The organism is Craurococcus roseus, assembly GCF_039523795.1.
In the GTDB taxonomy this organism is placed as follows: Bacteria; Pseudomonadota; Alphaproteobacteria; order Acetobacterales; family Acetobacteraceae; genus Craurococcus; species Craurococcus roseus.
Genome location: NZ_BAAAFZ010000045.1, coordinates 42,583 through 54,429, shown reverse-complemented (window position 1 = coordinate 54,429; position 11,847 = coordinate 42,583). Strand labels below are relative to the sequence as shown.

The following is an 11,847-nucleotide window of genomic DNA, read 5'->3' as shown; positions in this document are numbered from 1 at the left end:
GAGCCCGTCCCGGTAGCCGCTCGCATCCGCGCGGCAGGCGTGATTCCCTCCAGGGATGCCGAAGACCTTTCGCCCTTGGCGACGTGGATCAGAGCTGGCTGCTGCCACCCTCGGCGCACGAGTTGGTGCCGCCCGGGCACCTCGCGCACTTCGTCCGCGACACCGTGCGCGAGGCGCTCGACCTCTCCGCCATCCTCGCCGCGTTCGACGAGGAGCGCGGCTACCCGCCCTACCGCCCGGGGATGATGGTGGCGCTGCTGCTCTACGCCTGTTGCCGCGGCGTCTACTCCTCGCGGCAGATCGCCAGGGCGTGCGAGGAGCGGGTCGACTTCATGGCGGTGACCGGGCTGCAGCGGCCGGACTTCCGCACCGTGGCGGCCTTCCGGCGTCGCCACCTCCCGGCGCTCGCCGACCTGTTCGGCCAGGTGCTGCGGCTTTGCCGCGCGGCGGGCCTCGTCCGGCTCGGCCATGTCGCCATCGGCGGGACGAAGCTGAAGGCCAACGCCTCGCGCCACAAGGCGATGAGCTACGGCCGCATGGCGCAGGCCGAGGCTGCGTTGGCCGCGGAGGTGTCGAGATGGCTGGGCGAGGCCGAAGCGGCCGACGCCGAGGAGGATGCCCGCCACGGCCCCGACCGGCGCGGCGACGAGATGCCGGACTGGGTGGCCGACAAGGCGCGTCGGCTCGCGCGCATCCGGGCGGCGAAGGCGGCGCTGGAGGCCGAGGCGGCCGCGCCGCCTGCGCCGGACGGCGAGGATGGCCCGGGCCCATCGTCGGGCATGCGGCGGCAAGGGCGGCCACTGCGTGCCAAGGGCGGCGGCCCGCCGAACCGGGCGCAGCGCAACTTCACCGACCCCCACAGCCGCATCCAGCCGACGCGGGACGGCTTCATGCAGGGCTACAACGCGCAGGCTGCGGTGGACGCCGAGAGCCAAGTCATCGTCGCCCAGCGCCTCGTCTCCGGACCGGCCGACCACCCGCGCCTCGTGCCGCTCATCGACCAGGTGCGCGACCGCTGCGGGCGCCGCCCGCGCGAGGTCTCGGCGGATGCCGGGTTCTGCACGGAAGCCAACCTCGCGGCGGCGCAGGAACGCCGCATCGCGGCCTACATACCGTCCGGGCGGGCCCGGCACGGCGAGGCGAAGCCGCTCGCCATGGCCATGGCGGCGAGGCTGCGCCGCGCCGGACGACGGAGCCGCTACCGGCTGCGCAAGCAGACCGTCGAGCCGGTGTTCGGCCAGATGAAGCACGCCAGGGGCTTCCGGCCGTTCCTGCTGCGCGGCCTCGACAAGGTACGGGGGGAGTGGGCGCTGCTCTGCACCGCCCACAACCTCCTCAAGCTCGCCAGGGCCGCCGCGGCCTGAACTCGCCGCAGCCCGCGCCGTGCTGCCGACGCACCCGTCGCCGACACCAAACGGCGTTACCAGGACGGGCTCCTAGGCGGGGCCGTCCCGGACCTGCGCATGGAGCGATGCCTTGGCGCTGAAGGCGTGGTACGCCCGGTGGCCCGGGGCGTGCCGATGGACCAAGCTCACGAGGCGCCGGGCGGGCGCTTGCCAAACGCAGGGCGCTGCCAGGTCTGCGCTTCGAGCGGGCCGGCCAGGCCTCGCCCTCAATCCACCCGCACCACCAGCTTGCCGAAGTTGGCGCCCTTGAGCAGGCCGATGAAGGCCTGCGGCGCGGCGCGCAGGCCGTCCACCACGTCTTCGCGCCACCTCATCCGCCCGTCGCGCATCCAGCCGAGCATCTCCGCGCGGAACCGCCCGTAGCGCTGCCAGCCGCTGTCGCTGACGATGAAGCCCTGGATGCGCAACCGCTTGCGCACGCAAGCCATGAGGTTCGGCCCCGGTCTCGGGCTGGCGTCGTTGTATTCGGCGATCATGCCGCACATCACCATGCGGCCGAAGTCGTTGAGGCGCGGGAACACCGCGGCCTGCACCGCGCCCCCGACGTTCTCCCAGTACACGTCGATGCCGTCCGGGCAGGCGGCTTCGAGTTGCGCCTTGAGGTCGCCCCGGTGGTCCACGCAGGCGTCGAAGCCCAGTTCGCCGGTGACGAAGTCGCACTTGGCCTTGCCGCCGGCGACGCCCACCGCGCGGCAGCCGCGTATCTTCGCGATCTGCCCGACCACCTGCCCCACCGCGCCGGAGGCGGCCGAGACCACCACCGTCTCGCCGGCCTTGGGCTGGCCGATGTCTTCCAGCCCGACCCAAGCCGTCAGCCCCGGCATCCCGAGCACGCCGAGCGAGGCGGAGAGCGGCGCCTCGTCCGGATCGACCTTGAACAGCCGCGCCGCCGGCACCGCGGAGAAGCGCTGCCAGCCGAAGCCGCCTAGCACCGTGTCGCCCGGCGCGAAGCCCGGTGCGCGGGACGCGACCACCTCGCCCGCCGTCTGCCCCTCCATCACCGCGCCGATCTCCACCGGCTTGGCGTAGGATTTCGCGTCGGACATGCGGCCGCGCATGTACGGGTCCAAGGACAGGAAGCGGGCGCGCACCAGCACCTCGCCCTCCGCCGGCTCCGGCGCCGGCGCTTCGCGGATCTCGAAATCGTCCGGCGTCGGCTCGCCCTGCGGGCGGCGGCGCAGGAGGACTTGCAGGTTGGTCTCGGCCACGGCGTCGCTCCCGTTCGTTTCCCGTGGGAAGCAGCATGGCGAGGGCCGGGGCGGCTGGCGACCCCCGGCGCGGCGCTTCGGCCCTCGCTAGGCGCCATCGCCGGACGATCCAGCGCCGGCGTGCCCACAATCTTAAGTAGTTTCATATGTTGTGTGATAGAATACAATAGTTGTAGCTTCTCGGGGTACGTGGGGTGGCGGCGGACAGCGTTTCCCATGGCTCGCCCATCGGCCGAGAGCCCACCCCGGCCGCTGCGCCGAAGCGCTCCGGGTTCCTGCGCAAGGTTTGGCGCCTCGCCGCCGCCTACTACGGGTCCGAGGAGCGGCGCTCGGCTTGGGCGATAACGGCCGCCGTGGTCGGCCTCACCCTGCTCCAGATCGCGGTGCAGGTGCGCCTCAACATCTGGAACCGCGACTTCTTCGACGCCCTCGACAAGCGCGACCACGACCGCTTCCTGGCGCAGATGGGCGTCTTCGCCGTCTTGGCGCTGGCCGGCACCGCCGCCGCGGTGTCGCAGACCTGGGCGCGCCAAACCCTCCAGGTGTGGTGGCGCGACTGGCTGGTGCGGCACCTGCAACGCCGCATGCTCGCGGGCTCCGCCCACTACCGGATGCAGTTCATCGAAGGCTCCGCCGACAACCCGGACCAGCGCATCGGCGAGAACGCCCGGTGGGCGACGTCCATCGCGGTGGACATGGCCGTGGGGCTTCTCCACTCCGTGCTGCTGCTGGTGTCCTTCGTCGGCATCCTCTGGACGCTCTCCGGCCCGCTGACCCTGGCGGTGGCGGGCCGGGAGGTGGAGATCCCCGGCTACATGGTCTTCGCCGCGTTGCTCTACGCTGCGGCCGCGGCGGGCGCGACCTGGCTCGTCGGCCGGCGGATGCCGGGCATCAACGCCCGCCGCAACGAGGCCGAGGGCGACCATCGCTTTGCCCTCGTCCGCCTGCGGGAGAACAGCGAGGGCATCGCCATGATCCGCGGCGAGGCCGACGAGGAGCGCGGCCTGAAGCGCGCCTTCGGCCGCGTCACGGCCGTCATGCACGAGCTGAACCGGGCCGAGCGGAATTTGGCGGGGCTGTCCTCGGCCTACGGGATGGTGACGATGGTCTTCCCGATCCTGGTGGCGTCGCCGCGCTACTTCGCCGGCGCCATCACCCTCGGCGTGCTCATGCAGGTGGGCTCGGCCTTCGGCGAGGTCACGCGGGCCTTGAACTGGTTCATGGACAACTACCCGCGGCTGGCCGACTGGACCAGCCATGTGGACCGTGTGGTCGAACTGGAGGACGGCATCGAAGCCGCGGGCTGCATCGACCGGGAATGCGCGCTGGAGATCGAAGAAGGACCCGGTCCGGACGGCGAGGAGGTGGTGGCGTTCCAAGGCGTCGCCGTCGCAACGGCCGACCGCAAGCCCCTGGTGCGGCAGGCGGACGCCGTGATCCGCCCCGGCGAGCGGGTGCTCATCCAGGGCGAGAGCGGCACCGGCAAGTCCACGCTGTTCCGAGCCCTGGCCGGGGCTTGGCCGTGGGGTGCGGGACGCATCCGCGTGCCCGAGCGCGGCGCCTCGATGTTCCTGCCCCAACGGCCCTACCTGCCGCTCGGCACGCTGCGCGCCGTCCTCGCCTACCCCGCCCCGGCCGAGGCCTTCGACGGAGAGGCCATGGCGGCGGCGCTGCGGCGGTGCGGTTTGGACGATCTGCCGGGGCGTTTGGACGAGGAGGAGCGCTGGGATCGCACCCTGTCGCTCGGCGAACAGCAACGCTTGGCCTTCGCGCGCGCGCTGCTGCACCGCCCGCGCTGGATCTTCCTGGACGAAGCGACCGCCGCGCTCGACGAAGAGAACCAGGACGCGATGATGGAGATGCTGCGCGAGGAGCTGCCGGAGAGCGCGGTCGTGTCCATCGGCCACCGCCCCGGCCTCGACCGGCACCACGACCGCGTCCTGGTGCTCGAACCGTCGCCCGAAGGCGCCGTGCTGGGTGACACCGATGGCGGGGGGGCGGGCGACGTATCGCCGGGCGGAAAGACCGGCCGAGAGCCGGCGGAACGGGGCTTTCTGGCCGGTTTGCGCCAAGCCTTGTCGCGTCGGCCCGGCTGAAAGCGCCCCTGGATGAGCGGGTCACGGGGATGCCCACGCTTGGCCGTGGGCCGCCGGTGGGCTTCCCGGTCAGTCCGGCTTGATCCCCACCGCCTTCACCAGCGCCGTCCAGCCCGCCAGTTCCCGGTCCACCCGCGCCTTGAGCGTCGTGGGGTCCTCGAAGCGTGCGAAGGCGCCGGCTTCCAGGGCGCGGTTCGCCACCGCGGGCTCGGCCAGGACGGCTTCCACCTCGCGGGCGTAGCGGGCGATGATCTCGGGCGGCGTGGCGGCCTGCGCGAACAGGCCGAACCAGGCCTCGGCCGAGTAGTCCGCCAGCCCCGCCTCCGCCGTGGTCGGCACGTCCGGCAAGGACGGGTGCCGGCGAGGCCATGGCGATGGCGCGCAGCTTGCCGTCGCGGATGGAGGTCAGCACGGGCGGCGGCGTGGTCATGTAGAACTGCAACCGCCCGGACAGGAAATCCGCCATCGTCTCGCCGGTGCCGCGATAGGAGACGTGCAGCAGGTCGATGCCCGTGCGATGCTTCAGCAGTTCCGTGCCGAGGTGCTGCAGGGACCCGTTGCCGGAAGATCCGTAGGCGAGCTGCCCCGGACGCGCCTTTGCGTAGGCGATGAATTCCGGGAGCGTGTTCACCGGCACCGAGGGGTGCACCATCATCACCTGCGGCGCCTCCGTCAGCAGGGCGATGGGCACGAAATCGCGCTGCGGATCGATGTCGGCGGTGCCGCGCACCGGCGGCCAGCCGGTGATGGTGCCGGAGTAGCCGACCAGCAGCGTGTGGCCGTCCGGCCGGGCCCGGGCCGCGTGCTGCACGCCCACCACACCGGCGCCACCGGGCCGGTTCTCCACCACCACCGGCACGCCGAGGCGGGCGGACAAGGGCTCGGCCACCAGACGCGCCGAGAAGTCGGTGCTGCCGCCGGCAGGCGAGTTCACCACCAGCGTCACGGGGCGGCTCGGCGCGAAGCCGCCGCCACCCGTTTGCGCCCTCGCCGCGCCCGCGATGCCTAGCGCCGTGCCGCCGAACAGGAAGCGGCGGCGCCCCGGCCGCCGAAGCGCGTCACCCATGCTGCCCAGCCTCCGTAGAAGACACGACGCCGGACGCGGCCAGCGCCGCGATCTCGCCGCCGTTGAAGCCCGCCTCCGCCAGCACCTCGGCCGAATGCTCGCCGAGGCGCGGCGGCTGGCGCGACAGGGTCGCGCGGGCGCGGTCGGCGCCGAATTCCAGCGGCAGGTTCGGCAGCCCCACCGCCTCGCCCCCGCCCATCGCGGCGATGGCGGTTTGCAAAAGCCCGCCCCCGGCCAGCAAGTGCGGGTCGGCGAAGAGGTCGGCGGGCCGGCCGACCGGCGCCCAGGAGATGCCGGCCGCCTCGCAGCGGCGCGCCACCTCGTCCTGCGGCAGCGCCGACGTGACCTCGCCGAGCGCCGGTATCAGCCATTCGCGCGCGGCGGCGCGCAGCGCGTTGGTGGCGAGGCGCGGGTCCTCCGCCATCGCCGCGAGGCCGAAGGCGTCGCAGAAGCGGTGCCACTGCGGGTCGCTGGTGACGCCGATGAAGATCTGGCCGTCCCCGGCGGTGGCGAACACGTCGTAGACGCCCCAGGCGCCGCGCCGCGCCGGCATGGGCGGCGGCGGTTCGCCGGTGGCGGCGAGGCCGGCCATGTGGCTGCCCATCAGGAACGCCGCGCTTTCGAACAGGGCGCTGGACACGCGCTGGCCCTTGCCCGTCGCGTCGCGCTCCCGCAGCGCCGCCAGCGCCGCGGCCACGCCGAAGACGGCGCCCAGGATGTCGATGATCGAAGCGCCGGCGCGCAGCGGCCGCCCCGGTGGCCCGGTCATGTAGGCGAGCCCGGCCTGGAACTGCACCACCTCGTCCAGCGCCGGCCGGTGCTCGTACGGACCGGCGAGGAAGCCCTTCAATGCCAGGTAGACGAGGCGCGGATTGGCGGCGCAAAGCCTCTCCCAGCCGCAATCGAGGCGCTCCATGGTGCCCGGCCCGTAGTTCTCCAGCACCACGTCCGCCCGCTGCGCCAGCCGGTGCGCCACCGCTTGCCCTTCCGGCCGCTTGAGGTCCAGGGCGAGGCTGCGCTTGTTGCGGTTGAAGCAGGCGAAGAAGCCGGAAGCGAAGCCTGGCAGGCGGCGGGTGTGGTCGCCATCCGGCGCGGGCTCCACCTTCACCACCTCGGCGCCGAGGTCGGCCAGCACCATCCCGGCGCAGGGGCCCATGATGGTGTGGCTGAACTCCAGCACCTTGAGCCCGGCGAGCGGCCGAGGCTCGGCGCCCGGCTCCTCTCCCGCCCGGTCGTTCGCCACGGTCCGGACCGCACCGAGCTGCACGACGTTGCCGCTGTCATCCGCCGGATCGCTCACGCCGCTTGCTTCCGGCGGAAGGCGTCGAGGCTGCCGGCGCGCAACAGCTCGCTCGGCAGGGCGTGGCCGACGATGCGCTCGGCCATGCGCCCCACCTCGATCAACGCGTCGAGGTCCACGCCGGTGCGGACGCCCATCTCCTCGCAGAGCAGCACCAGCTCCTCCGTGCAGATGTTGCCCGCCGCGCCCTTCTGCCCGGCGAAGGGGCAGCCGCCCAATCCGCCCACCGTTGAGTCGAAGCGGTCCACGCCGAGGCGCAGCCCCGCGTGCGCGTTGGCCACGGCGAGGCCGCGCGTGTCGTGCAGGTGCAGGCCGATGCGGAGGTGCGGCCAGCGCTCGCGCACGGCGCCGACGCCGCGCTCGATGCGGGTGGGCGTCGCCCAGCCCATGGTATCGGCGAGGGAGACGTCGGCGATCGTCTCGCCCGCTTCCTGCGCCACGGCGAGGCCGTCGGCCACCGTCCGCACGACCTGCTCCGGCAGGATGTCGCCCTGGTAGTTGCAGCCGAAGGCCGCCATGACGCCCACCCGCGTCACCGGCACGCCTGCCGCCTTGTGCACCGCCGTCATCCTGCGCATGGCGTCGAGGTTGGCGGCGTGGTCGCGGTTCAGGTTTTTCACCGAGAAGGCGTCGGAGGCGGAGAGCGACACCGAGCCTGTGATCGACAGCCGGTCTCGGAAGGCCAACGCCCGCTTGAGGCCGTTCTCGTTGAACCAGAGCGCCGCGTAGCGGACGCCTCCGCGCGGCGAGAAGCCCGCCGCCACCGCTTCCGCGTCCGCCCAGCCCGGCACCAGCTTGGGGTTGACGAAGGAGCAGACCTGGATGTGGCGCAGGCCGGTCGCGGAAAGGGCGTCGATTAAAGCCACCTTGTCGGCGGTCGGGATCGGGCCGGGTTCGATCTGGAACCCTTCGCGAGGGCCTTCCTCGGCGATCTCCACGCGCTCCGGCAGATCCGCCATGCGGCGCCTCCTCCTCCGTCGTTCTCCCGATGGTGCCCCCGGGGGCGCCGCCGCGCCAGCGCCCTTGCCCGCCCGCCGCCCGCCCCGCACATAGACCCGGCGATGGGAAGGACGTGCCGATGAGCGCCGCAGCCGAGACGCAGGCCGAGACCGCAGGCGCCGTGCCGAGCCTCGCCGTGGAGGGCGCGCGCGCTACGATCCGGCTCAACCGGCCCCGGCACATGAACCGCATCGAGCCGGATGACATCCCGGTCCTGTTGCGCCTGCTGGACACGGTGGACTCGACCCAACCCGTGCGGGTGCTGGTGCTGACCGGCACCGGCCGCGCCTTCAGCGCCGGCTACCACCTCGGCGACCTAGCGGACCAAACGGAGGGCGGCGGCAGCGACGCCGGCGTGCCCAGCTTCGAGGCGCTGACGGTCCGCCTGGAAGCTTGCCGGGTGCCGACGATTTGCCGGCTGAACGGTGGCGTGTACGGCGGCTCCACCGATTTGGCGCTGGCCTGCGACTTCCGCATCGGTCATACTGGCATTGAAATGTTCATGCCGGCCGGGCGGCTGGGCGTGCATTATTACGAAGCCGGGATGCGCCGCTACGTGTCCCGGCTCGGGCTCAATGCCGCCAAGCGGCTGTTCCTGACGGCGGAGCGCGTCGACGCGGCCGAGATGCTCAGGATCGGCTACCTGACGGAGTTGGCGCCGCCGGAGGAGTTGGACGCGCGGGTGGACGCCCTCGCCGAACGGATCGCCGAGATGGCGCCGCTCGCCGTGCAGGGCATGAAGCGGGCGCTGGACGAAATCGCGCGCGGGGAACTGGACCGGGTGATGCTCGAAGCCCGGCAGGCCGCGTGCGGGGAGAGCGAGGATCTGAAGGAAGGCCTGCGCGCCTTCCGGGAAAAGCGGAAGCCGGTGTTCCAGGGGCGCTGACGAGCGGCGCCCCGGGCGCCTCCGGCGACCGGCGGCAGGGGAACGATGGACGAGTTCGATTGCGTGGTGGTGGGGGCCGGCGTCGTCGGCTTGGCGGCGGCGCGCGCCTTGGCGCTCGACGGGCGCGAGGTGCTGGTGCTGGAGGCGGCCGAGGGCATCGGCACGGAAACCTCCTCCCGCAACTCCGAGGTGATCCACGCCGGCATCTACTACCCGGCCGGCAGCCTGATGGCGCGCGCCTGCGTCGAGGGCAAGCGCATGCTCTACGAGTACTGCCGGGAGCGCGGCGTGCCGCACGCCAACTGCGGCAAGCTGATCGTGGCGACCAGCGAGGAGGAAGCGGGCAAGCTGGAGGCCATCAAGGGCCGCGCCGCCGCCAACGGCGTGCCCGACCTGCGCCTCCTGTCGCGGGGGGAGGCGCTGGAGATGGAACCGGCGCTGTCCTGCACCGCCGCCCTCCTCTCGCCCTCCACCGGCATCATCGACAGCCACGCCTACATGCTCTCCCTCCAGGGCGACGCGGAGAACGCCGGAGCGGTGTTCGCCTTCCACGCTCCGGTGACGGCCGGGCGCGTCGGTGCCGACGGCATCGAGATTGAGGTCGGCGGCACCGAACCAATGGCGTTGCGCTGCCGCACCTTGATCAACTCGGCCGGGCTGCATGCGCCTCGCCTCGCCCGCACCTTGCGAGGCATGCCTGAGAAGGCCGTGCCCGGCGCTTGGTACGCCAAGGGCAACTACTTCACCCTCACTGGGCGCAACCCTTTCTCTCGGCTGATCTACCCCGTGCCGGTGCCGGGCGGCCTCGGCACGCACCTGACGATCGACCTAGGCGGGCAAGCGCGGTTCGGGCCGGATGTGGAATGGGTGGACGGCATCAACTACGACGTGGACCCGCGCCGAGGTGAGGGCTTCTACGCCGCCATCCGCCGCTACTGGCCCGGGCTACCGGACGGCGCGCTCGCCCCGGGCTACTCCGGCATCCGGCCCAAGACGGTCCCCCAAGGCGCGCCAGCCCAGGATTTCGTGGTTCAAGGCCGAAGCCAGCATGGCGTCCCTGGGCTTATCAACCTCTTCGGGATTGAGTCGCCCGGATTGACCGCATCGCTTGCATTGGGGCGAATGGTAAGTCATATAGCGCGGGCTTGATGATCGTTGCGATTTCAATCAGGTCCTGCGCCCGCTCAGGTTGCGAAAGGGTCATGTGCCTGTGATGGATCGGACCGGCCTCTTCAGGCATCTCATCTAATGCAAGAAGAGGGTTCGGGATGTCGGGCGAGATGGGTGTGCTCACATACCTGACGGACGCGACGGAGTCCCACCCCGGGGAAGGCGCGCTGTGCGTGGGAGACCCTGTGGTGCTGCGGCAAGGCCGCAGGGGCGGGAAGCTGGAAGCTTGGTCAGCGAACGGGCGCCGGCTCGGCGCCCTACCGCCGGCCGAGAGCGAGGCCCTTTCCGGGTTGCTGACCGGCGACAACGACCGCTTGCGCGGGCACATCGCCGCTCTCGTCCCGAGGCCACGGCTGACGGGACCGGGCCGCATCCACATCCGGGTGATCGAGCAAGGTTGACGGGCCGCGTCGCTGGGGCGGGCCACGCCAGCGCGGAGCCGAGCGAGCGAAGATGCCCGGAAGATGCCCGCAAGAGCGACGAGCTAAAAAGGACCGCTGACCGGACACGACGGTCAGCCTAGGCGTGGCCAAGCCTCGGGAGAACGTGCGCCACGCCCGGTCGGCGCGTCCTCGGCAAGGCGAGACTGCCCTGCCGCCCACTGGCGCGCCTCCTCCGATTCGGCTCCAGCCCCGCCACGAAGCCGGCGGCGCCGCGGACCGGCGACCGGTTTTCCGGGGCAGGTCCTCCACCGTCACCGCCTAATTACGCGCCGCGCCGCCGTCGGGAGTCGCCGCCGCCCCTGCGTCCGTTTTGCACGCCACAATAAGGCCGCAACCGAGTCGCAATCCGGCGCCGCCCCGGGAGGAACATGCCTCCTGACCGAGACTCGCTCGGGGAACGAACGCCGCGCCCTGACGACGCGCGGCGAGACAGGAGATCAGAGGTTGGCCATGCTCGGCGTGGAAGCTTCCAGTGCCTTGAGCCCCCAAGCGGCCGGGCACGTGGCGCCCATGGCGACGCCCCGCGTCGTCGCCGTGCCGGCCCGGTCGGGGCGGCCATCCGCGGGAACACGCCAGCGTTTGCCCGCGGCGCTGCGCCCGGCGCTGAAGCGCCTGCTCGACATCGCCGGCGCCCTCGCCTTGCTGGCGGCGCTGCTGCCGGTGTTGCTCTTCATCGCGGCCCTGGTCAGGGCGGACGGCGGCCCGGCGCTCTTCGCGCACGAGCGGATCGGCCGCGGCGGCCGCCGCTTCGGCTGCCTCAAGTTCCGCTCCATGGTGACGGACTCGGCCGAGCGCCTGGAGGCGCTGCTCGCCGCGAGCCCGGAAGCGCGGGCGGAATGGGACGCCACCCGCAAGCTGAAACGCGACCCGCGCGTCACGGCCTTCGGGCGCTTCCTGCGCGCCAGCAGTCTCGACGAGTTGCCGCAGCTTCTCAACGTGCTGCGCGGCGAGATGAGCCTCGTCGGGCCGCGGCCGGTGCAGGCGGCGGAACTCGCCGAGCACTACGGCCCCGCCGCCGCGGCGGAGTACGCTTCCGCCCGCCCGGGCATCACCGGGCTGTGGCAGGTGAGCGGGCGGTGCGAGACGAGCTACGCCGCGCGGGTGGCGCTGGACCTGCGTTACCTGGCCAATCCCAGCTTGCGCGAAGACCTCCGGATCTTGCTGAAGACCCCGTCCGCCGTGCTGGCGCGCCGCGGCGCCTTTTGAATGGCGCCCGGTCCACGAAGCCCGGCGGCGCCCTCCTCCCGGCTCAGAACGTGAAGGACCACGAGGA

Annotated in this window: 9 protein-coding genes and 2 pseudogenes; 6 read left to right on the top strand and 5 right to left on the bottom strand. The window is 72.3% G+C overall.

The genetic code is table 11. From position 1 onward, the window contains the following. Positions 1-55 precede the first annotated feature (55 nt). Positions 56-1,364: pseudogene (locus ABD067_RS14570) on the top strand (IS1182 family transposase). A gap of 248 nt (positions 1,365-1,612) precedes the next feature. Here ABD067_RS14570 and ABD067_RS14565 read toward each other — a convergent pair. Continuing rightward, complete coding sequence (locus tag ABD067_RS14565; RefSeq protein ID WP_343896042.1) at positions 1,613-2,614, bottom strand: NADP-dependent oxidoreductase; 1,002 nt, start codon at positions 2,612-2,614, stop codon at positions 1,613-1,615. Between the two features lie 194 nt (positions 2,615-2,808). Here ABD067_RS14565 and ABD067_RS14560 point away from each other — a divergent pair, with 194 nt between their 5' ends. Continuing rightward, positions 2,809-4,710 (top strand): ABC transporter ATP-binding protein/permease, encoded by a 1,902-nt coding sequence (locus tag ABD067_RS14560; protein ID WP_343896041.1) that lies wholly within the window; start codon positions 2,809-2,811, stop codon positions 4,708-4,710. Between the two features lie 69 nt (positions 4,711-4,779). Here ABD067_RS14560 and ABD067_RS26445 read toward each other — a convergent pair whose 3' ends face one another. The 4 genes and pseudogenes from ABD067_RS26445 to ABD067_RS14545 all read right to left on the bottom strand — a co-directional run bounded on the left by ABD067_RS26445 (position 4,780) and on the right by ABD067_RS14545 (position 8,035). Next, the gene (locus tag ABD067_RS26445) at positions 4,780-5,058 is read right to left on the bottom strand and encodes a tripartite tricarboxylate transporter substrate-binding protein (RefSeq protein ID WP_408871559.1); all 279 of its coding nucleotides are present in this window, start codon (positions 5,056-5,058) and stop codon (positions 4,780-4,782) included. 76 nt (positions 5,059-5,134) lie between these two features. Beyond that, positions 5,135-5,776 (bottom strand): annotated as a pseudogene (locus tag ABD067_RS26440) (Bug family tripartite tricarboxylate transporter substrate binding protein); the annotation flags it as partial. Further along, entirely contained in the window at positions 5,769-7,076 is a 1,308-nt protein-coding gene (locus tag ABD067_RS14550; RefSeq protein ID WP_343896039.1) for a CaiB/BaiF CoA transferase family protein, read from the bottom strand. The gene ABD067_RS14550 and the pseudogene ABD067_RS26440, both read right to left, overlap by 8 nt. Next, the gene (locus ABD067_RS14545; RefSeq protein WP_343896038.1) at positions 7,073-8,035 is read right to left on the bottom strand and encodes a hydroxymethylglutaryl-CoA lyase; all 963 of its coding nucleotides are present in this window, start codon (positions 8,033-8,035) and stop codon (positions 7,073-7,075) included. Before ABD067_RS14545 ends, ABD067_RS14550 begins: the two co-directional genes overlap by 4 nt. 119 nt (positions 8,036-8,154) lie before the next feature. On the opposite strand from ABD067_RS14545, the gene ABD067_RS14540 reads away from it, so the two are divergent. The 4 genes from ABD067_RS14540 to ABD067_RS14525 all read left to right on the top strand — a co-directional run bounded on the left by ABD067_RS14540 (position 8,155) and on the right by ABD067_RS14525 (position 11,780). Beyond that, positions 8,155-8,961 carry an enoyl-CoA hydratase/isomerase family protein gene (locus ABD067_RS14540; protein ID WP_343896037.1) on the top strand — a complete coding sequence of 269 codons (807 nt, stop codon included), beginning with the start codon at positions 8,155-8,157 and terminating at the stop codon, positions 8,959-8,961. A gap of 45 nt (positions 8,962-9,006) precedes the next feature. Continuing rightward, positions 9,007-10,110, top strand: a complete 1,104-nt coding sequence (locus ABD067_RS14535) for an NAD(P)/FAD-dependent oxidoreductase (protein WP_343896036.1) — start codon at positions 9,007-9,009, stop codon at positions 10,108-10,110. A 131-nt stretch (positions 10,111-10,241) separates the two neighbouring features. After that, positions 10,242-10,532 carry a hypothetical protein gene (locus ABD067_RS14530; RefSeq protein ID WP_343896035.1) on the top strand — a complete coding sequence of 97 codons (291 nt, stop codon included), beginning with the start codon at positions 10,242-10,244 and terminating at the stop codon, positions 10,530-10,532. A gap of 621 nt (positions 10,533-11,153) precedes the next feature. Continuing rightward, entirely contained in the window at positions 11,154-11,780 is a 627-nt protein-coding gene (locus tag ABD067_RS14525) for a sugar transferase (protein ID WP_343896034.1), read from the top strand. Positions 11,781-11,847: the final 67 nt, after the last annotated feature.